15 protein-coding genes are annotated in these 19,913 nt (G+C 67.9%); 3 read left to right on the top strand and 12 right to left on the bottom strand.

Annotated elements, in window-relative coordinates; all coding sequences use genetic code 11:
* Window positions 1–93: 93 nt before the first annotated feature.
* Entirely contained in the window at window positions 94–1,344 is a 1,251-nt protein-coding gene (locus ACIGHN_RS04645) for an ABC transporter substrate-binding protein (RefSeq protein ID WP_056415173.1), read from the bottom strand.
* A gap of 236 nt (window positions 1,345–1,580) precedes the next feature.
* Here ACIGHN_RS04645 and ACIGHN_RS04640 point away from each other — a divergent pair, with 236 nt between their 5' ends.
* Together ACIGHN_RS04640 and ACIGHN_RS04635 are read left to right on the top strand one after the other, a co-directional pair.
* Complete coding sequence (locus ACIGHN_RS04640) at window positions 1,581–2,297, top strand: response regulator transcription factor (RefSeq protein ID WP_056415168.1); 717 nt, start codon at window positions 1,581–1,583, stop codon at window positions 2,295–2,297.
* Window positions 2,298–2,348: 51 nt separating this feature from the next.
* On the top strand, window positions 2,349–3,740 hold the full coding sequence (locus tag ACIGHN_RS04635; protein ID WP_056415165.1) for a sensor histidine kinase: 1,392 nt from the start codon (window positions 2,349–2,351) through the stop codon (window positions 3,738–3,740).
* A gap of 182 nt (window positions 3,741–3,922) precedes the next feature.
* Here the strand turns inward: ACIGHN_RS04635 and tal are convergent, their stop codons facing one another.
* The 4 genes from tal to ACIGHN_RS04615 form a co-directional block, all read right to left on the bottom strand.
* The gene (tal, locus tag ACIGHN_RS04630; RefSeq protein WP_396503445.1) at window positions 3,923–4,870 is read right to left on the bottom strand and encodes a transaldolase; all 948 of its coding nucleotides are present in this window, start codon (window positions 4,868–4,870) and stop codon (window positions 3,923–3,925) included.
* 28 nt (window positions 4,871–4,898) lie between these two features.
* A complete protein-coding gene (locus ACIGHN_RS04625; protein ID WP_396503444.1) occupies window positions 4,899–5,963 on the bottom strand; it encodes an ABC transporter ATP-binding protein in 1,065 nt (354 codons plus the stop codon).
* Between the two features lie 123 nt (window positions 5,964–6,086).
* The gene (locus ACIGHN_RS04620) at window positions 6,087–8,318 is read right to left on the bottom strand and encodes an ABC transporter permease (RefSeq protein ID WP_396503443.1); all 2,232 of its coding nucleotides are present in this window, start codon (window positions 8,316–8,318) and stop codon (window positions 6,087–6,089) included.
* A 9-nt stretch (window positions 8,319–8,327) separates the two neighbouring features.
* The gene (locus ACIGHN_RS04615; protein WP_396503442.1) at window positions 8,328–9,353 is read right to left on the bottom strand and encodes an ABC transporter substrate-binding protein; all 1,026 of its coding nucleotides are present in this window, start codon (window positions 9,351–9,353) and stop codon (window positions 8,328–8,330) included.
* A 279-nt stretch (window positions 9,354–9,632) separates the two neighbouring features.
* Here ACIGHN_RS04615 and ACIGHN_RS04610 point away from each other — a divergent pair, with 279 nt between their 5' ends.
* On the top strand, window positions 9,633–10,478 hold the full coding sequence (locus tag ACIGHN_RS04610; RefSeq protein WP_056415159.1) for a MurR/RpiR family transcriptional regulator: 846 nt from the start codon (window positions 9,633–9,635) through the stop codon (window positions 10,476–10,478).
* 50 nt (window positions 10,479–10,528) lie between these two features.
* Here ACIGHN_RS04610 and ACIGHN_RS04605 read toward each other — a convergent pair whose 3' ends face one another.
* The 7 genes from ACIGHN_RS04605 to ACIGHN_RS04575 all read right to left on the bottom strand — a co-directional run bounded on the left by ACIGHN_RS04605 (window position 10,529) and on the right by ACIGHN_RS04575 (window position 19,842).
* The gene (locus ACIGHN_RS04605; protein ID WP_396503441.1) at window positions 10,529–11,017 is read right to left on the bottom strand and encodes a type III secretion system chaperone; all 489 of its coding nucleotides are present in this window, start codon (window positions 11,015–11,017) and stop codon (window positions 10,529–10,531) included.
* 55 nt (window positions 11,018–11,072) lie between these two features.
* Entirely contained in the window at window positions 11,073–13,535 is a 2,463-nt protein-coding gene (locus tag ACIGHN_RS04600) for a hypothetical protein (protein ID WP_396503440.1), read from the bottom strand.
* A 210-nt stretch (window positions 13,536–13,745) separates the two neighbouring features.
* Window positions 13,746–14,792: an ABC transporter ATP-binding protein gene (locus ACIGHN_RS04595; protein WP_396503439.1), complete on the bottom strand. Its 1,047-nt coding sequence runs from the start codon at window positions 14,790–14,792 to the stop codon at window positions 13,746–13,748.
* Window positions 14,789–15,790, bottom strand: coding sequence for an ABC transporter ATP-binding protein (locus ACIGHN_RS04590; RefSeq protein ID WP_056415147.1), 1,002 nt, complete (start codon window positions 15,788–15,790; stop codon window positions 14,789–14,791). The genes ACIGHN_RS04595 and ACIGHN_RS04590 overlap by 4 nt, the downstream gene beginning before the upstream one ends.
* Window positions 15,791–15,915: 125 nt before the next feature.
* Entirely contained in the window at window positions 15,916–16,827 is a 912-nt protein-coding gene (locus tag ACIGHN_RS04585; protein WP_056415145.1) for an ABC transporter permease, read from the bottom strand.
* 129 nt (window positions 16,828–16,956) lie between these two features.
* The gene (locus tag ACIGHN_RS04580; protein WP_056415141.1) at window positions 16,957–18,540 is read right to left on the bottom strand and encodes an ABC transporter substrate-binding protein; all 1,584 of its coding nucleotides are present in this window, start codon (window positions 18,538–18,540) and stop codon (window positions 16,957–16,959) included.
* 84 nt (window positions 18,541–18,624) lie between these two features.
* Window positions 18,625–19,842: a M20 aminoacylase family protein gene (locus ACIGHN_RS04575; RefSeq protein WP_056415138.1), complete on the bottom strand. Its 1,218-nt coding sequence runs from the start codon at window positions 19,840–19,842 to the stop codon at window positions 18,625–18,627.
* Between the last annotated feature and the right edge of the window lie 71 nt (window positions 19,843–19,913).

The following is a 19,913-nucleotide window of genomic DNA, read 5'->3' as shown; positions in this document are numbered from 1 at the left end:
TACTCATCGCGCATGCGGCGGCCAAAGCCACCGCCGTCAGGCGGTTTCTTTTCATCATGATGGGATCCCTCTGGGGTTTGGTTTACTTCGGACTTACTTGGTCTTCGCGGCGGCCGCGATCTTCTTCACCGCATCGGCAACGCTCACCTTGTCGTCGTTCCAGAACTGGCTGACGACGTCCTTGATGGCACCTTCGGTCGCGGGCGCGATCGCCATGCCGTGCGCCACGCTGGGCAGCAGGCTGCCGCTCTTGGCGGTGTCGATGAAGTCCTTGGCCGAGGCCTTGGCGCAGTCGTCGAACTTGTCCATCTTCTGGCCGGCGCGCACCGGGATGGAACCCTTGTTCAGGTTGAACACTTCCTGGAACTCGGGGCTCATGATGGAGCTGGCCAGGTCGCTCTGCGCCTTCTGGGCGGCGGCGTCCTTGAGCTTGAACAGGATGAAGGAGTCCACGTTGAAGGTGTAGGCCGTGGTGGTGCCCGGTGCGGCGGCGCACAGGAAGTCCTTGCCCGGCACCTTGTTGGCCGCCAGGAACTCGCCCTTGGCCCAGTCACCCATCAGCTGGAAGCCCGCCTTGCCCTGGATCAGCATGGCCGTGGCCAGGTTCCAGTCGCGGCCGGGGGCGCCGGCGTCGGTGTACGACTTGATGCGGCGGAAGGTCTCGAGCGACTTCTTCATCGTGTCGCTGTTGATGGCCTTGTCGTCGAGCTTGACCAGGGCGTCCTGGTAGAACTTGGCGCCACCCACACCCAGCACCACCGATTCGAAGGTGGTGAAGTCCTGCCAGTTCTGGCCGCCGTGGGCCACGGGCACGAGGCCTGCGGCCTTGAGCTTGTCGGCGGCGGCGAAGAACTCGTCCCAGGTCTTGGGCATGGCGGCCACGCCGGCCTTCTTCAGGGCTTCGGAGCTGCCCCACATCCAGTTGACGCGGTGCACGTTGACCGGGGCGGCCACGTAGGCGCCCTTGTACTTCATGACGTCGGCGACCACCTTGGGCAGCAGCTCGTCCCACTTCTCGGCCTTGGCCAGTGCGTCCATGTTGGCCAGCACGCCTTCGGATGCCCACTCCTGGATCGCCGGGCCCTTGGTCTGCGCGGCAGACGGTGGGTTGCCCGAGATCACGCGGCTCTTGAGCACGGTCATGGCGCTGTCGCCACCGCCACCGGCCACGGCAAAGTCGCGCCACGTGTGGCCCTTGGCCTGCATGATCTTCTTGAGTTCGGCGACCGACTTGGCCTCACCGCCCGAAGTCCAGTAATGCAGAACCTCGACCTCCCCCGCGCTGGCAGACATCGCTGCCGCCAGGCCCACCGCCACTGCGGCGATCTTCGTCATCTTCCACATACCCTTGTCTCCTCGATGTTTGAATCCGTTTACGCGCCACATACCGGTGACGTTCAGCGCAGTCGGTACTTTAATTACAATAATTAATGAACATATCAGGGCTTTCCCGGGTTGTTGGTTACATGCCAGTCTCCTAGCCCGGTTATCGAATTACAGCGTCGGCTGGGCTCAGCCCTGGGCTCGGGTGCAGGCTCTGCATCCACCGCAGGCGGGATGCTTTGCTATGCTCACAGACCATGCCCACCCTACTGATCGTTGAAGACGATGCCCTGCTGCTCGACGCCCTCACCGGGCAGCTCAAACAGCTTGAATACGATGTCTGCACGGCGTGCAGTGTGGCGCAGGCCACCGCGCTTTTGCAGACCCAGGCGGTGGACGGGATCATCCTGGACCTGGGCCTGCCCGGCGCCGACGGCATGGAGCTGCTGACCTGGGTCCGCGGCCACATCGCCGGCCTGCCGGTGCTGATTCTCACCGCCCGCGACGGCATCGACGACCGGGTGGCGGGCCTCAACGCAGGGGCCGACGACTACATCACCAAGCCCTTCAACATGCAGGAGCTGCAGGCCCGCCTGCAGGCCATGCTGCGCCGCGCGCGGCAGCCCGCGTTCACGCAGCCCAGCAGCGCCTCGGGCGGGCCCAGCACCACCATCGGCGCGCTGCTGCTGGACCATGCCAGCCAGGCGGCCACGCTCGACGGCACGCCGCTGGAACTCACGCAGCGCGAGTGGGAACTGCTGGAACTGCTGGTCAACCGCTGCGGCGAAGTCGTCACGCGCGACGACGTGCTGGCCGCCTGGCGCGCAGGCCCGCCGGAGCCCGGCCAGTCGGCACCGCCACTGGCCTCCAACGCGCTGGAGGTGTATGTGCACCGCCTGCGCAAGAAGCTCGACGACACCAGCCTGACCATCCGCAACATCCGCGGCCTGGGCTACATGCTCGAAAAGCCATGACCCCTTCCTTGGGCGGCTGCACCGCCCCCTGTCGAACGGCGGAGCGCTGACATGCGGCCCATCCACGGCGTTTCGCTGCAGCGCAAGCTGCTGCTGTGGCTGCTGCTGCCGCAGTTGGTGCTGTGGCTGTCAGGCGGCTTTCTGGCGTGGCGCGTGGCGCTGCAAAACGGCGAGAAGGGCATCGACCAGACGCTGACGCAGTCGGTGCGGGCGCTGGCGCGGCAGATCAAGCCCATCGGCGACGGGCTGCTGGTGGACTTCCCGAAGGCGGCGCAGGACATCCTGGAGCAGGACCCGGCCGACCGCATCACCTACATGGTCTCGTCCCCGCCCGGGCGCTTTCTGCTGGGCAACGCGCAGCTGCCCTCGCCGCCGCCCGTGGACGTGCGCGTGGGCGAACCGTACCTGTACCAGGCCCGCGTGGACGACAAGCCCGTGCGCGTGGCCCTGCTCGATGTGGACTACGGCACGCCCCAGACCCGCCAGACCCTGCGCGTGCAGGTGGCGCAGAGCCTGACGGTGCGCGAGCGCATCGCGCAGGAGCTGCTCGAACAAATGCTGCTGCCCATGGGCCTGATGGGCCTGGCGCTGAGCGCCGTGGTCTACGCCGGCGTGCTGCGCGGGCTGCAGCCGTTAAAGCGCCTGGAGGCGCAGATCGAGAAAGCCGGCGCGCGCAAGCACAACACCGCCGACCCGCTGCCGCCCATCGAGCTCACGTCCGCGCCGCAGGAAGTGCACTCCCTGGCCAGCACCATCAACGGCCTGCTGGAGACGGTAGCGCGCGGGCAGCGCAAGGAAAAGCGCTTCTTGAACGACGCCGCGCACCAGCTGCGCACGCCCCTGGCCGGCCTGATCGGCCAGACCGAGCTGGCCCTGCACGAAAGCCACGAGCCCGCCGTGCAGGAGCGGCTGCAGAAGGTGCTGGCCGCCGCCCAGCGCAGCGCCCACCTGGTGCACCAGCTGCTGCAGCTGGCGCGCTCCGAATCGAACGTGGAGATGCAGGCGGTGGACATCGCCGCGCTGGCCCGCGAGGTGGCGCGTGAATGGGCCGCGCGCGCGCTGGCGCAGGGCATGGACCTGGGCTACGAGGGCGACGACTACCTGACCGTACAGGGCCACCCGCTGCTGCTGCGCGAGGCGCTGAACAACCTGATCGACAACGCGCTGCACTACGCCGGCGCGGGCGCCACGGTCACCGTGCGCGTGAATGCAACGCCGGACCGCTGGGCCACGCTGCTGGTGGAAGACGACGGCCCGGGCGTACCGGCGGGCAACCTGCCGGACCTGTTCGCACGCTTTTGGCGCGGCTCGGACAAGCCCGGCGGCTGCGGCCTGGGGCTGTCCATCGTGGAAGAAATTGCGCTGCGCCACGGCGGCCAGGCCGTGGCCGAGAACGTGGCGCCGCACGGGTTGCGCGTGGGGCTGCGGCTGCGGGCGGGCTGAGCGTTGGCGCGTCGGCGCCTTCGCACGTCGACGGGCGCCCGCATCGGGGCGCGGCGGATCAGCGGTGCACAGCCTTCACACGCCACCTGAATTCGCTCAAATCCACATAAAAAAAGCTGCTACCGCTTGATAGACAAGCGGTGGCAGCTATGTTTTTTATAGCAAACTGCTTGAGCAGCCTCTCACGCAGCCTGAATGAGCTTGTCCAGCTTGACCGCGTCCGCCGCGAAAGCGCGGATGCCTTCCGCCAGCTTTTCGGTGGCCATGGCGTCTTCGTTCAACGCAAAGCGAAAGCCCGCTTCGTCGTAGCTCACGGCAGCCAGGTCCAGGGTCTTGGCGGCCTGGGCGTTCAGCGCGGGCTGCAGCGGCGCGTCGCTGGCGGCCAGTTGCGCCAACAGCTCGGGGGCGATGGTCAGCAGGTCGCAGCCGGCCAGCGCCGTGATCTGGCCCACGTTGCGAAAGCTCGCGCCCATGACCTCGGTGGCAATGCCAAAGCGCTTGTAGTGGTTGTAGATCTGCGTGACGGACTGCACGCCCGGGTCGTTGGCACCGGCGCGTGCGGCTTCGTCCCACTGGGCGCCGGCCTGCTTCTTGTACCAGTCGTAGATGCGGCCGACAAACGGCGAGATCAGCTGCACCTTGGCCTCGCCGCAGGCCACGGCCTGCGCGAACGAGAACAGCAGCGTGAGGTTGGTGTGGATGCCCTTGCGCTCCAGCTGCTCGGCGGCCTTGATGCCTTCCCAGGTGGCGGCGATCTTGATGAGCACGCGGTCGATGTGGATGCCTTCGGCCTGGTACAGCTCGATGATGCGTTCGGCGCGGGTGACGGTGGCGCTGGTGTCGAAGCTCAGGCGGGCATCCACTTCGGTGGACACGCGCCCAGGGATGGTCGCGAGGATCTCGCGGCCAAAGCGCACCAGCAGGCGGTCGATGATCTCGTCCATCGCGCGGCCGCGGAACTGGGCCACGGTGTCCTGCAGCAGCGGCGCGTACTCGGGCTTTTGCACGGCCTTGAGGATCAGCGACGGGTTGGTGGTGGCATCCTGGGGCTGGAACTGCGCCAGTTGCTTGAAGTCGCCGGTGTCGGCAACCACGGTGGTGAACTGTTTGAGGGCGTCGAGTTGGTTCATGGCGTCATTATTGAACATCAGCGTCCGCTCAGTCGGTACTACCAACCACCGATACCCCGTGCACGCCCAGGCCGAGCCGCACGTCCTCGCCCGGCGTGAGCACGTCGCTCAGGTCCGACGACACGACGAAGATCGGCCCAAGCTCTGTGGCAAAGGTGTATTCGTGCACTGCGCCCAGGTACGCGGCCTTCTCCAGCCGCGCGGGCATCAGCCCCTCGCCCTGGCGCTCGATGCGCCATGCCTCGGGCCGCACCGCGACCTTGACCGCGCCCTGCTGCTGGCAGGCCCGCGGGCGGATCGTGAGCGGCCCCACGGTCACCGTGCCATCGGCGCGGGCCGTGGCGGGGAACAGCATGGCCTCGCCCATGAAGCCGGCGACGAACTCGCTGCCGGGGGTTTCGTACAGCGCGCGGGGCGATCCCTGCTGGGCGATCAGGCCCTGGTTCATCACGATGATCTGGTCGCTGACCGCCATGGCCTCGCTCTGGTCGTGCGTGACGTAGGCCACAGTGAGCGACAGGCGCTGCTGCAGCGCGCGGATCTCCTCGCGCATCTCGCGGCGCAGGCGGGCGTCGAGGTTGGACAGCGGCTCGTCGAACAGCAGCACCTCGGGCTCCAGCACCAGCGCGCGGGCCAGCGCCACGCGCTGCTGCTGCCCGCCAGACAGCTCGCTCGGCAGCCGGTCGTCATAGCCCACCAGGCCTACGCCGCGCAGTGCCTCGACCGCCTTGGCGCGCGCCACCTCGTCACGCTGGCCGGACATGCGCAGGCCGTACATCACGTTCTCGGCCACGTTCATGTGCGGAAACAGCGCGTAGCTCTGGAACATCATGCTCACGTTGCGCTGCGCCGGGCCGAGCGTGGTCACGTTCTTGCCGCCGATGAAGATCTCGCCGGAGGTGGGCGACTCCAGCCCCGCGATCATGCGCAAGGTGGTGGTCTTGCCGCAGCCCGACGGGCCCAGGATGGTGGCCAGCGTGCCGCGCGGCACCTCGAAGCTGATGCCCTTGACGGCCAGGCCCGACGAGGCGTCGCGGCCATAGCGCTTGGTGATGTTGCGGAACACGATGCCCGCATCTTCGATGTTGTTCATGGTTGTCTTTTCAATGGACGATGACGCGAATTAACGGGCGTGGCGCATGCGCAGGACGCCGAGCAAGGGCCGCCCCGCAGCGAGGGCGTCATCCCCCTCGAGGGGGAAGGCGCCGAAGGCGACTCAGGGGGTGCTTCCTCGTCGGCCCAGCTTGCGCTCACCCACCACCAGCTGGATCAGGCCGATGGAGGCCGACATCAGCACGATGAGCACCGTGCAGTACGCCAGCGCCACGCCGTAGTCGCCGTTGCCCACGCGGCCGATGATGTAGGTGGTGGCCAGCTCGTTCTCGGCGGTGACGAGGAAGATCACCGCGCTCACCGTGGTGATGGCCCGCACGAAGCTGTAGACCAGCGCGGCCACCAGCGCCGGCTTGAGCAGCGGCAGCACCACGTGGCGCAACGTCTGCACGCTGCCGGCCCGCAGCATCACCGAGGCCTCGTCCAGCGACCGGTCGAGCTGCTTGAACGCCGCCGTGCCTGCACGCACCCCCACCGGCAGATTGCGGAACATGAAGCACAGCACGATGATGAGCGCGGTGCCCGTGAGCTCGAACGGCGGCACGTTGAACGCCAGGATGTAGCTCACGCCCAGCACGGTGCCAGGGATGGCAAAAGCCAGCAGGGCGGCGAACTCGAAGGCGCCCTGCCCCCGGAACTCGGTGCGCGCCAGCAGCCAGGCGATGCCGATGCCCAGTGTGGCCGTGAGCGGCGCCGAGATGGCCGCGAGCTTGAGCGTGGTGAACAGCGAGCTCCAGGCGGTGCCGGCCCACACGATGCCGAACTCGCCCCACTCCATGCTGAACGCGGTGCGAAAGTGCGCCAGCGTGATGGTGTAGTCGCGGCCCCAGGTCTGCACGAAGCCGCCGGCCAGCGCGAACAGGTACACGATGAGCGTGAATGCCATCCACGGCAGCGCGATGGAATGCACGACGCGGCGCACGCCGGTGGGCAGCGGCATGGCGATGCCCGCGTCGCCCTTGCCCGACACCGTGGTGAAGTTCTGCTTGCCCAGCAGCCCGCGCTGGATGGCGAACACCGTGAGCGCAAAGAACGTGAGGATCCACGCCAGCGACGCGGCGCGCCCCTGGTCGTACTGCGCACCCACGATGGCGAAGAAGATTTCGGTGGACAGCACCGAGAACTGCCCGCCCACCACGATGGGGTTGCCGAAGTCGGCCATGCTTTCGATGAAACCCACCAGGAACGCGTTGGCCAGGCCCGGCTTGAGCAGGGGCAGCGTCACGCTCATGAAGGTCTTGTGGGGGCTGGCGCGCAGCGTCTGCGCGGCTTCCTCCAGGCTGGGCGCCACGCCCTGCACCACGCCGCGCATGATCATGAAGGCGATGGGCGTGAACGCAAATGTCTGCGCCACCCACACGCCGAACCAGCCGTAGAACCAGCGCGAGGGCGTGATGCCGAACGCGTATTCGAGGAACTGGTTGAACACGCCCGCACGGCCGAACAGCAGGATCAGGCCCAGGCCCACCACGAAAGGCGGCGTGATGATGGGCAGCAGCGCCACGATGTTCAGCGGGCGTGCATAGCGGCGCGAGGCGCGCTCGGCCATCAGCGCCATGAAGGTACCCAGCAGCGTGGTGCTGGTGGCCGTCATGAGCCCGAGAAACAGCGTGTTCCATGCCACTCCGCAACGCTGGCCGCCGCTGACACACGACAGGCCGAAGTTGCGCTCGTGCGCAATGCGCTCCCACAACACGCCCAGCGAGAACGGGCCGTCTTCCAGGAAGAACGCCGCCGACAACGCCTTGAGCACCGGGAACACGATGAACAGTGCCAGCAGGCTGCCGCACGCCAGCACGGCGGCTGCGACGAACAGATCGCCCTTGAAGAAACCGCGCCGCGCCACGCCGAAGGCCGTCAGCACCAGCAGCGCCGAGAGCACCACGAACCCGCCCCAGCCGATGCCCGGCTGCCGCGCGCCCAACTCGCCCAGCATCTGGTTCAACCAGTCGAAGGCCCAGCCCCGCCCGCCGATGGCAAAGCCGCTGAGCAGCAGCGCCAGCAGGCCCACCGCCCCGCCGACTGCCAGCACCGCGCCCTGCCGGCGGCCTGCAGGCAGGACGGCGCCTGCGGCCGCGATGGCCAGCCCCACCAGGCCCAGCCACAGCCAGGAGCGCCCCAGCAGCGCGGCCTGCATGAGTCCATTGCCCGCCTGCTCGCTGCTGAAGACCTGGCCGATGGCCAGGAGGCCGTTGGAGTCCTGCTGGGCGTACCAGGGGAAGGCCAGGTAGCCCAGCACGCCGATGGCCAGCCACACCCACAAGGGTCGGTTGACCGAGGCGCGGGTTGCAGGAGATCGTGAAATTGCGCTGTTCGCCGCCGCGGTCACCGACACCACCAGTCCTTAGCGCGCAGCGTTCTGCACGTCCTTTTCCCAGCGCGCGATCAGGCGGCGGCGCTCGGTGCTGGCGCCGTACTTGGCGTAGTCGTAGTTGATGAGCTTCATCTTGGCCGGGTCCGTCATGCGCGGGTCCTTGGGCACCTGGGTGTTGCTGGGCAGCTGGAACTGCTTGGCCGCCAGGCCGAACTGCTGGCCGCCGGGCGTGAGCGCCCATTCGTAGAACTTCTTGGCCGCCTCGGCGTTGGGGCTGTTCTTGACGATGCTCATGGAGCCGACCTCGGCACCGGTGCCTTCGGATGGCGTGATGGACGCCACGGGGAAGCCGTTGACGGCCTCGGTGGTCACGTCGTGCACGAAGCTCACGGAGACGGTGGTCTCGCCGCGCGCCGCCGCCTTGACCGGGGCCGTGCCCGAGCGCGTGTAGGTGCTGACGTTGGGGTGCAGCGCCTTCAGGTATTCGAACGCCTTTTCCTCGCCCATGATCTGCACCAGCGTGGCGATCATGGTGTAGGCCGTGCCGCTCGACGCGGGGTTGGCCATCTGCACCTCGCCCTTGAACTCGGGCTTGAGCAGGTCGGCCCACGACTGCGGCGGGTTGAGCTTGCGCTTGGCCAGCAGCTCCTTGTTGTAGCCGAAGCCCAGCGGGCCCAGGTACACGCCCACGGTGCGGTACTTGGAGTCGGCGGCCTGCTTTTGCGCCCAGGGGTACAGCTGCGCGAGCTGCGGCGACTTGTATTCGAGCGTGAGGCCCTGCTCCGCGGCCTGCAGGTGCGGGTCGCCCGTGCCGCCGAACCAGATGTCGGTCTTGGGGTTGGCCTTCTCGGCGTTGAGCTGGGCCAGCGCCTCGCCCGAGCCCTTGGCCGTCATGTTGACCTTGGTGCCGGTGGTCTTGGCGTACACGGTGGACATCAGGTTGCACCACTCGGCCTGCACGGAACAGATGATGTTGACCTGGCCCTGGGCCCAGCTGCCGCAGGCGGCGGTCGTCAGAGCCGCACCGGCCAGTAGTTTCAGCAGAGGTTTGCGCATGGAAGGCTCCTTGGTATCGGAATTACAGAATGAAAGGATGCTATCGCCCGTCCCCTTCAGGGGCCAGGGGGGAAGCCCGCAACCCCGCTGCAAGCATGATGAAAGGGAGGAATCACCCGGGTCCGGAATGTTGGGAACCAAGTTACATTAGGCGAACAACGCCCCCGCGCCGCCCGCCAGCGCGGCGCACACCGAGCTCCCATGACAGCCCTGCCCCGCCCATCGTCGATGCACCGTGAGCCGCCCGGCGCCGGCCTGGGCTGACACACACCTACCGACATGCTCGAACGCATCACCGCATCCCTCCCCTCGTTGGCGCCCGCCGAACAGCGCGTGGGCCGGCTGGTGCTGACCGACCCCCGCACGTTTGCGCGGCTGCCGGTGCGCGAGCTGGCCGAGCGGGCCCACGTGAGCAAGCCCACCGTGGTGCGGTTTTGCCGCAGCATGGGCTATGACGGGCTGGCGGATTTCAAGCTCAAGCTCGCAGGCAGCGTGAGCGAGGGCGTGCCCTTCATCCACCGCAGCGTGGATGCGGACGACAAGACCGGCGACGTGCTGGTGAAGGTGGTGGACAACGCCGTGGCCGCCTTTTTGCAGTACCGCAATGCGGCCAGCACCGTGGCCCTGGAGCGCGCTGCCGAAGCCATTGCCGCGACCTGGAAGACCGGCAAGCGCATCGAGTTCTACGGCGTGGGCAACTCCGGCATCGTGGCGCAGGACGCGCAGCACAAGTTCTTTCGCCTGGGCGTGACGTCGATTGCCACGAGCGACGGCCACATGCAGGTGATGAGCGCCACCCTGCTCGGGCCCGGCGACTGCGCGGTGATCATCTCCAACTCGGGCCGCACGCGCGACCTGATGGACGCGGCCGATATCGCGCGCCGCAACGGCGCCACCACCATCGTCATCACCGCCAGCGGCTCTCCGCTGGCCAGCACCTGCCAGATCCACCTGGCGGCCGACCACCCCGAGGGCTACGACCGCTACAGCCCCATGGTGTCGCGGCTCATGCACCTGCTCATCATCGACGTGCTGGCCACCTGCGTGGCCCTGCGCATCGGCAGCCCGCTGCAGCCCATCCTGCAGCAGATGAAGGACAACCTGCGGGCCAAGCGGTACGCCTGATCCCTGATCCGCGCGCGGCGCAGGCCGTGCCCGGACCCGGGGCCCCTGCCTCAGGCGCGCAGGAAGCCGCCCATCGGCACGCCCATCATCGCGCCGGGGGCCGGGCCTGCGCCCGCCGGCGACGCCGAGGGTCCGGCGCTGGCACCCGACAGCAGCAGCTTCTTCCAGTCCTCGGCCGCCGCCACGAAGCGCTCCACCAGCCGCACGAATGCGGGTCCGCCGGTCTCCTGGACATCGACGGTACGGCACAGCACGACCTCCCGTGTCTGGCCGTCCACGGCCAGCGTGGCGCCGGCGGTTGCGGAGCCAAACAGGTTGGCCTCCAGCAGCCGCTGGTACAGCGCCTCGCGCCCCTCGGCCGGCAGCGGCCCGAGCACGCTGTAGACCTGCAGCACGCCGGCGTCATCGTCGCGCTCGAAGTCGATGGCCAGGCGGGTGTCGAACAACAGGCGGGCGCAGCCCTGCGCATCGAAACGCAGGGGTTGCGACAGACCTGCGGTCTGGCCCAGGTCGAGAAGAAGTTGGTCGGCGGTGGACATGGAGGGATCGATTCAGCAAAAAGGATGAGGGAAACAGCCGGGGGAGCGGCGCCGGTCACACCGCCGCGGGGGCTGCGGTGTCGTAGGTGAAACGCACCGGCTCCTGCACGCTCACGGCCAGTTCGGCGCCGACGTGCAGCGCAAACTGGAACTGCCCGCCGCTGCGCGCAGCATCGAGCTGCACCGGGATGCCCACGCCTTCGTGGGCGTTGCGCGGCGCCGGCAGGAACACGTCAGCGCCTTCGACCGCGTAGTTCACCTGCAGCACGATGCCGCCTTCGCCGTCGCTCGACAGCGCGTATTCGATGCGCTCCGGCCCCATCAGCCGGCCGGGGGTGCCGTCGGGCAGGCGCAGCGGGCTCTGCTGCGACATGAGCACCTGCTGCACCCCGGCCAGCACATTCTGGTTGGCCAGGCGCGACACCTTGAGCGCCAGCGCCTCGTTGCCCCCCGCCAGCTCGCGCAGCTGCGCGGCCGCGGAGCGCACGCTGGCGGCCTTGTCGGGATGGTCCTTGTCGATCATGGGGCGTACGGCGCCGCTCGCATCGGCCACGGTGTAACTCGCGCGCGTCAGGTCCTTGACGAAACCCTCGCTCACGCCACCCGCCTCATGCTCGCGGTCGTTGCCGGGCGCAGCCAGCATGGCGTCCAGGTTGTCCTGCACGGCACCCTGCACGGCCGGGCCGCCGGTGCCCGAGCGCACGACCACGGCGCTGCCGCCCACGCGCACCGCGCTGAAGACGTCGCGCACCACATCCGCCGCGGGCGGAGCGCCGTCCCAGGCGGGCGCGGGCACCGTGGCCCCCAGCTCGCCCAGCCGCTGGTCGACGCAGTGCTTGAGCATGCCCAGGTCAGTGGCCCGGTCGAACATCTGCCGGCCCAGGCCGCTGTCGTAGGCCTCCATCGCATCCGAGCCGCCCAGCAGCGGCATGGCGGCCGACGCGAGTTCGTCGGACAGGGCTTCGGCGGCCGGGCTGCCCAGCCGGGCGGACAGCGCCTGCAGGGCCGGGGTGTCCAGGTCTTTGATGGCGTGGCCCACCAGCTTTTCGCGGAAGGCCATCACTTCGTCCGCGCCCTCGACCTTCATGCCCAGGCGGATGTGCACGTCGAGGGCCGCATTGGCCGCGGGCTGGGCCATGCCCAGGCCGCGCAGCAAACCTGCGGTGTCGCCCTGCGCGAGCGCCTGCAGCGCGGGCTGCATGGCCTGCGCGCCTGCGTCCATCGCTTCGGAGCGGCGGCGCGTGGCATCGGCCGCGATCTCGGCCTGCCCCGCCTGCACGCCCAGGCCGCGCAGGCCATCGCCCAGGCTGTGCAGCTGTCCGGCACTCAGCTCGGGCAACTGCGACAGGTGGGTCGGGTTCAGGTAGGCCTGCAGATGCCCTTGCAGCTGCGCGACGGGCGCCTCCAGCGCAGCCGGGAAGTGCATGCCGTGGATGTCGCAGTGCGCGCGCAGCTCTGCCAGCGCACTGCCGGTGACGGCGATGTCGCGCGCCACGGCCTGCGGCGCATGGAGCATGCCGCTCGGGTCGTCTTCGGACGGCAGGCGGCGCGCCAGCAGCGCGGCCGTGCCGTCGGCCACGGCCTTTTCGAGCTTTTCGGCGCGCACGCCGATCGCGCCGCTCACCACGAAGCGCGCGGCCGTCGGGTCTTCGGGGCCGATCTGCGCGGTCGTGTGCATCAGCGCATGCAGCTCCTTGCTGGGCAGCAGGTTGATGACCTGGGCCATGGGCACGACCTGGGCCGGGTCGCCATCGCCCACACGGGCCTCCACGGCCTGCAGCATCAGGGCGCGCTGCATTTCCTTGAATTCCTTGTCGGGCAGGTGGCCAAAGCCCTGGTCGCGCAGCACCTCGCGTGCGGTGTCGTAGACCTGCTGGAAGGCCCGGCCCGTGATGCCGGTATCCTGCGCCTCCTTGGCGGTCATCGCGATGGCCAGGTCCAGGTCGCCCTGCAGTGCGGCCATGCCCTGGTCGATGGCATGCTGCTCCATGGCCGAGCGCACGGCGGCGAGCACGGGGTCGCCCTTCAAGGCACTGTTCTCCGCCATGACGAGGCCCTTGTGCAGGGCCTGGCGCTCATCCGGGGTCATCTGCTGGAGCTGGGCGGTGGTGCGTTCGCGCACGACGGTGTCCAGGCTGGCGCCGCGGCTGGTCACCGGGGCGGCCACATCCCGCAGGCCGCCCAGGAGCTTCTGCGCGGCCGCACCGTCGGCCTGGTGCGTCGATGAATGCGAGATGGCGCCCAGCAGCTGGCCCATGTGCGCGCTGGTGGCCTCCAGGCCCGCGCGGAATTTGGACTCGGTGCGCACGCCATGGGGCGTGACCGCATTGAGCACCCGCGACGCGATGTTCTGTATGCCCCGCCCGATGTCGGAGAGCACGTGGCCCAGGCTGCGCGGCGCCTGGGCAGGTGCCTGCTGCACACTGCGGCCGCCCAGGCTGCCGACCGGGCCTTGCTGAAAATTGTGCTGCAGCGAGATGCCGTGCAGCTGTGCGCCGGCGTTGACGGGGGATGACATGGCGGGAGATGTCCTTTCACGCCATGAGTAACCAGACCCCGGCGGGCGTTCCATCCCGCGCCACAAATTTCACCGCTTGACAACGGCCGTGCGCAACGCAAGGACGGACATGTGCGCCGCGCAGCGCCCGGTGTGACGCCCTCCCCGCCGCTCCACGAAAAAAGGGCTCCCTGAGGAGCCCTTGCCATCATCGCAGCGCGGTAGCGCAGGCTAGATGCGCCCTTCTTCCACCGCGTGGCACGCGATGCGGATGCCGCCGATGTTCAGCAGCGCGGGGCGCTCGGCCCGGCAGCGCTCGTTCACATGCGGGCAGCGGGGGTTGAAGGCGCAGCCCGGTGGGGGGTTCAGCGGGTTGGGCACTTCGCCCTGCACCGGTGTGCGCGCCTTGCCGGTGTCGTGCATCTTGGGGATGGCATCGAGCAGCATGCGCGTGTAGGGGTGTCGCGGCGTGTCGAACAGCGTGTGCTTGTCGGCCAGCTCCACCAGGCGGCCCAGGTACATCACGCCGACCTGGTCGCTCACGTGGCGCACCACGGCCAGGTTGTGGCTGATGAACAGGTACGTGAGCTGCCGCTCGCGCTGCAGGTCCTTCATGATGTTGAGCACCTGCGCCTGCACCGACACGTCGAGCGCCGAGGTGGGCTCGTCGCACACCAGGAACTCGGGTTCGGTGGCCAGGGCGCGGGCAATGGAGATGCGCTGGCGCTGGCCGCCGGAGAACTGGTGCGGGTACTTGACCATGTCCAGCGGCGACAGGCCCACGGACTTGAGCAGTTCGCCCACGCGTTGCTTGAGCTCCGCCTTGTCGGTGATGAGCCCGTGCTCCTTGAGCGGCTCGCCGATGATGTCTTCGACCAGCCAGCGGGGGTTCAGGCTGGCGTACGGGTCCTGGAAGATCATCTGGATGCGGCGGCGCATGGCGCGGGCATCGTTGCCCTTGAACGCGGCGTGCGCATCCTGCTTGTCGAACGTGAGGCCGCCGCGCGTGGGCTCGTACAGGCCCACCAGCAGGCGGGCCACGGTGCTCTTGCCGCAGCCGGACTCGCCCACCAGCGCCAGGGTCTTGCCCTTCTCGATCTCGAAGCTCACACCGTCCACCGCATGCAGCAGCGTGCGGGGCTTGCGTTCGATCACGCGGTTGAGCCAGGGTGCCGACACGTCGAAGGTCTTGGCGAGGTCGTGCGCCTGCACGAGAGCGTTGCTTTTCGCCGGTGTGGACGCCGCGGCGGCGTGGGTCGTGGTGGTGGCGGCGCTCATGCGGTCACTCCGGCGGAGGCGGCAGCGGTCGTCGCGGATGCACCGGCGTGCAGCCAGCAGGCAGCGCGGGTGGAGCCTGCCGGCATCAGGTCAGGGCGTTCGGTCATGCAGCGGTCAAAGGTCTTGGGGCAGCGGGGGTTGTAGGCACAGCCCTTGGGGATGGCGTTCAGGCGGGGCATGGCACCGTCGATCTGGTTGAGGCGTTCGCGGTCCTGCTCCATGTCGGGGATGGAGGCCATGAGCCCGCTGGTGTAGGGGTGCGACGGCTTGTTGATCACATCGTGCACCGGGCCGATCTCAGCCACGCGGCCCGCATACAGCACGGCCACGCGGTCGCAGGTCTCGGCGATCACGCCCATGTCGTGGGTGATCAGCATCACGGCGGCGCCGCGCGATTTGCAGATGTTTTTCAGCAGCGTGATGATCTGCGCCTGGATGGACACATCGAGCGCGGTGGTGGGCTCGTCCGCGACGATGAGCTTGGGCTCGGCCGCCAGCGCCAGGGCGATCACCACGCGCTGGCGCATGCCGCCGGAGAACTGGTGCGGGTAGTGGTCGATGCGCTCTGCCGCAGCCGGAATGCCGGTGTCCTGCAGCAGCGCAATGGCGCGCTGGCGGGCCTCGGCGGGCGTCACAGGCAGGTGGGCCAGGATGGTTTCGGTGAGCTGGCGGCCCACGGTGTACAGCGGGTTCAGCGAGGTCAGCGGGTCCTGGAAGATCGCACCGATGCGGCGTCCGCGGATGTGGCGCATCTCTTCATTGCTGAGGTTGTCGATGCGCTGGCCTTCCAGCAGGATCTGGCCCGAGGCGACGCGGCCTGGCGGCTCCAGCAGGCCGATGATGGCCGCGCCCGTGAGCGATTTGCCGGCGCCGGACTCTCCCACCACGCCCAGGATCTCGCCGGGCGCGATGGAAAAGGAGATGTCGTCCAGGGCGCGCAGGGTACCGCGGCGGCCCGGAAATTCGACAACGAGGTTTTTGACTTCGAGAAGACTCATGGGTGTACCGTTTTTATCTTTGGAGGCACGAGGCAGTGGTTTCGCCGCCGGGCCGCCCCAAGGCGAAACGCGCCTCCTTGGGGGGCAGCGACGACACGACAGTGCGGAGCGTGGGGACCATATGCTCAGCGCAGGCGTGGGTTCAAGGCGTCGCGCAGCCAGTCGCCGAGCAGGTTCACCGACAAGGCGATCAGCACCAGCATCGCGCCGGGGAATACGGTGATCCACCATTCGCCCGAGAACAGGTAGTCGTTGCCGATGCGGATCAGCGTGCCCAGCGAGGGCGAGGTGGGCGGCGCGCCCACGCCCAGGAAGGACAGCGTGGCCTCGGTGATGATGGCCGTGGCGACCTGGATGGTGGCCAGCACCAGCACCGGGCCCATGACGTTGGGCAGCACGTGCTTGCGCATGATGCGCAGCGGCGACACGCCCGTCACGCGGGCGGCCTGCACGTATTCCTTGTTGCGCTCGACCAGCGTGGAGCCGCGCACCGTTCGCGCGTACTGCACCCAGCCGGTCAGCGAGATGGAGATGATCAGCACGCCGAAGGCGAGCGACTCGTGCGCATTGGGAAACAGGGCACGGCCCACGCCGGCGATCAGCAGCGCCACCAGGATGGCGGGGAAGGACAGCATCACGTCGCACAGGCGCATGAGCACCGCATCGATCCAGCCACCGCGAAAACCCGCCAGCAGGCCGAAGGCCACGCCCACGACCACCGACAGCACGACGGACGCCAGGCCCACGACGAGCGAGATGCGCGCGCCGTAGATCAGTGCAGACAGGATGTCGCGCCCCTGGTCATCGGTGCCCAGGGGGTATTTCATGGAGCCTTCGGCGCTCCAGGCAGGTGGCAGGCGGGCGTCGCTGAGCTCGAGCGTGGCCAGGTCGAAGGGGTTGTGCGGCGCGACCCATCCGGCAAAGACCGAACAGAACACGCAGATCAGTGCAATCGCGGCAGCCACCATCGCCACCGGCGAGGTGCGAAAGCTGTAGCCGACATCGCTGTCAAACCATCGGGCAAGGGTTGTTTTCATTGTGGGAACCAGTAAACAGGCACCACCGCTGGGCCCGGGTAGCGGCTTCGCGGTGGTGTGGATGGTCAAGAGAACCGGCTGTCGTTCTCTCGATGTTTCGTTCTACGGACGGTCTTTTTTACCAAGCGCTTACTTGTTGATGCTCATCCACTTGAAGTACATGAAGTTGTCGGCCATCTGCACGAGCTTCACGTTCTTGTTCACACCCCAGGCCAGTGCCTGCTGGTGCAGTGGCAGGTGGCCGATGTCGGCGCTGTGCAGGTCGAACGCTTCCTTGATCATGGCGTCGCGCTTGGCCTTGTCGGTCTCGACCAGCACCTTCTTGGTCAGCTCGTCGAGCTTGGGGTTGCAGTAGGCGCCCAGGTTGAACTGGCCCGCACCGCCCTTTTCGTCCGGACAGATCATGAGCGCGTTGAGCGCGTTGTGCGAGTCATAGGTGGTGGGCGTCCAGCCCAGCATGTAGAAGCTGGTGTCGCGGCGCAGCACCTTGGGGAAGTAGGTGCCCTTGGTCTCGGCCTGCAGGTTGATCTTGACGTTGATGCGCGACAGGTTGGCGGCCACGGTCTGGCAGATGCGGCCGTCGTTCACATAGCGGTCGTTCGGGCAGTTCATGGACACTTCGAACCCGTTGGGGTAGCCCGCCTCGACCATCAGCTTCTTGGCGGCTTCGACGTCGTACGGCAGGCGTTTGGTGTCGGGCTGGAAGCCGTTGATGCCAGGGCCCACCATCAGTGCGGAGGGGTTGGACGCGCCGCGCATCACGGTCTTCTTGATGCCTTCGATGTCGATGGCCTGGTAGAAGGCCTGGCGCACGCGCTTGTCCTTGAAGGGGTTCTTGCCCTTGACGTTGGAGTACAGCAGCTCGTCGCGCTTTTGGTCCATGCCCAGGAAGATGGTGCGCAGCTCGGGGCCGGTCACGGCACGCGTGTTGGCGCCGCTGTTGACGCGGTCGATGTCCTGCACCGGCACGGGCTCCATCACATCCACTTCGCCCGACAGCAGTGCCGCCACGCGCGTGGCATCGTTGGAGATGGGGGTGAACACCACTTCGCTCACGTTGCCTTCGATCTTGCCCCAGTAGGAGCCGTTGCGCACGAACACCGAACGCACATTGGGCTGGCGCTCGCGCAGTCGGAAGGGGCCGGTGCCGTTGGCGCGGAACGAGGCTGCGTTCTCGATGCCCTTGCGGCGGTCCACGGGCATCACGGCCTGGTTGGTCTCGCACCACTTCTTGCTCATGATGAACGAGGTCGTGATCACGTCGGGCAGGATGGGCTGCGGCGCGACGGTTTCGATCTCGACGGTGTGGTCGTCGATCTTGCGCACCTGTTTGATGTCGCTGTTGGTGGCCTTCATGTCGGAGCCTTCGCCCTTCATGCGGCCGAAGCTGAACACCACGTCGTCGGCGGTGAAAGGCGTGCCGTCATGGAACAGCACGCCCTTGCGCAGCTCGAAGCGCCACACGGTGGGCGCGGTCTGCTTCCAGGCCGTGGCCAGTGCGGGCGCGACGCTCAGGTCCTTGTTGCGGCCGACCAGCGGCTCGTACACGTTGCTGGTCACGCTCAGTTGCAGCGATTCGTTGAGCGAGTGCGGATCCATGGACAGCGCGTCACCCTGGTTGGCGATCCGGATGGTCTGCGCGCCGGCAACCATGCTGCCTGCAGCCATCGCAACAAACAATGCAGCCAGGGTGGCTTTCTTCTGGAATTTCATGGAAATCTCCTCGTAGTGGAAAAGGATGCGTAAGGGGTGTACATCCAGGGGGATGGGTTCTGGCGCGGCGCGAAGCGGGTGCTGTCAGGGCGTTGCCAAGGGCATCGACTGCTCGATCAGGCTCGCATGCAATGCGGAGCCCAGCGGCAGGATGTCGTCGTTGAAGTCGTAGCGGCTGTTGTGCAGGGCGCTGCCGCTCGCGCCCGTGCCCTGGCCGATGCGCAGGTAGGCGCCAGGCCGGGTCTGCAGCATGAAGGCGAAGTCCTCTGCGCCCATGCTGGGCTCCAGGTCGCGCACCACATGGTCCGCACCCAGCAGGGATTCGGCCACGTCGCCGGCGAAGACGGCTTCGCTCTCGCTGTTGATGGTGGCGGGGTAGATGCGTTCGTAGTGCACGGTGGCGGTGGCGCCAAAGCCCAGGGCAATGGCGTTGCACAGCTCCTTGAGGCGTTTCTCCACCATCTCCTGCACGACGGGGTCGAAGGTGCGCACGGTGCCCACGAGCGTGGCGGAGCCGGGCAGCACGCTGAAGGCGCCCAGGTCGCCCGCCTGCGCAGCGCAGATGCTGACCACGGCGCTTTCGATGGGGCGCACATTGCGCGAGACGATGCTTTGCGCCGCCGTGATGATGTGGGCCGCCACCAGCAGCACGTCCACCGTCTGGTAGGCATGGGCGCCATGGCCGCCGCGCCCCGTGATCTCGATGGTGAAGCGGTCGGCCGCGGCCATCATGGGGCCGGAGTTGATGCCCACCGTGCCGGGCTTCATCGCCGGCCAGTTGTGCATGGCGTAGATCGACTGCACCGGGAAGCGGTCGAACAGGCCGTCCTCCATCATCACGCGGGCGCCGGCAAAGCCCTCTTCGCCGGGCTGGAACACGAGCACGGCCGTGCCGTCGAAGTTGCGGGTCTCGGCGAGGTAGCGCGCAGCGCCGACCAGCATGGCCGTGTGGCCGTCATGGCCGCAGCCGTGCATCAGGCCAGGCTTGCACGACTTCCAGGAGAAGTCGTTGTGCTCGGCCAGCGGCAACGCATCCATGTCGGCCCGCAGCCCGACCATGCTGCCGCTGGAGATGCTGCGGCCGCGGATCAGGGCGACGATGCCGGTGCGGCCGATGCCATCGTGGATCTCGTCCACGCCGCACACCTTGAGGGCTTCCTTCACCCGCTGGCCGGTGTAGACCTCTTCAAAGCCCAGCTCGGGGTGCGCGTGCAGATCGCGGCGCAGAGCGGTCAGCTCGGGATGGAACTGCGCGATGTGCGCAAACGCCCGGCCTCCAGCCTTGTATTTCAGCGACTGCATTTCAAGCGTCCAGGACGTTCGTGCAACACCCACAGCCGGCGAAACCGGCGCGGCCCAGGCCAGCACTCCCG

Source organism: Acidovorax sp. NPDC077693 (assembly GCF_044542805.1).
In the GTDB taxonomy this organism is placed as follows: Bacteria; Pseudomonadota; Gammaproteobacteria; order Burkholderiales; family Burkholderiaceae_C; genus Acidovorax.
Note: the sequence above shows the minus strand (reverse complement) of the source record. Positions and strands in the feature narration are given on the sequence as shown.

What these genes read in the sequence shown, in the direction of transcription:
- ACIGHN_RS04605 (WP_396503441.1), bottom strand. Translation starts at nt 11,017, where the DNA reads ATGTCCACCGCCGACCAACTTCTTCTCGACCTGGGCCAGACCGCAGGT.
- ACIGHN_RS04645 (WP_056415173.1), bottom strand. Translation starts at nt 1,344, where the DNA reads ATGTGGAAGATGACGAAGATCGCCGCAGTGGCGGTGGGCCTGGCGGCA.
- ACIGHN_RS04585 (WP_056415145.1), bottom strand. Translation starts at nt 16,827, where the DNA reads ATGAAAACAACCCTTGCCCGATGGTTTGACAGCGATGTCGGCTACAGC.
- ACIGHN_RS04600 (WP_396503440.1), bottom strand. Translation starts at nt 13,535, where the DNA reads ATGTCATCCCCCGTCAACGCCGGCGCACAGCTGCACGGCATCTCGCTG.
- ACIGHN_RS04625 (WP_396503444.1), bottom strand. Translation starts at nt 5,963, where the DNA reads ATGAACAACATCGAAGATGCGGGCATCGTGTTCCGCAACATCACCAAG.
- ACIGHN_RS04595 (WP_396503439.1), bottom strand. Translation starts at nt 14,792, where the DNA reads ATGAGCGCCGCCACCACCACGACCCACGCCGCCGCGGCGTCCACACCG.
- ACIGHN_RS04590 (WP_056415147.1), bottom strand. Translation starts at nt 15,790, where the DNA reads ATGAGTCTTCTCGAAGTCAAAAACCTCGTTGTCGAATTTCCGGGCCGC.
- ACIGHN_RS04615 (WP_396503442.1), bottom strand. Translation starts at nt 9,353, where the DNA reads ATGCGCAAACCTCTGCTGAAACTACTGGCCGGTGCGGCTCTGACGACC.
- ACIGHN_RS04610 (WP_056415159.1), top strand. Translation starts at nt 9,633, where the DNA reads ATGCTCGAACGCATCACCGCATCCCTCCCCTCGTTGGCGCCCGCCGAA.
- ACIGHN_RS04580 (WP_056415141.1), bottom strand. Translation starts at nt 18,540, where the DNA reads ATGAAATTCCAGAAGAAAGCCACCCTGGCTGCATTGTTTGTTGCGATG.
- ACIGHN_RS04575 (WP_056415138.1), bottom strand. Translation starts at nt 19,842, where the DNA reads ATGCAGTCGCTGAAATACAAGGCTGGAGGCCGGGCGTTTGCGCACATC.
- tal (WP_396503445.1), bottom strand. Translation starts at nt 4,870, where the DNA reads ATGAACCAACTCGACGCCCTCAAACAGTTCACCACCGTGGTTGCCGAC.
- ACIGHN_RS04640 (WP_056415168.1), top strand. Translation starts at nt 1,581, where the DNA reads ATGCCCACCCTACTGATCGTTGAAGACGATGCCCTGCTGCTCGACGCC.
- ACIGHN_RS04635 (WP_056415165.1), top strand. Translation starts at nt 2,349, where the DNA reads ATGCGGCCCATCCACGGCGTTTCGCTGCAGCGCAAGCTGCTGCTGTGG.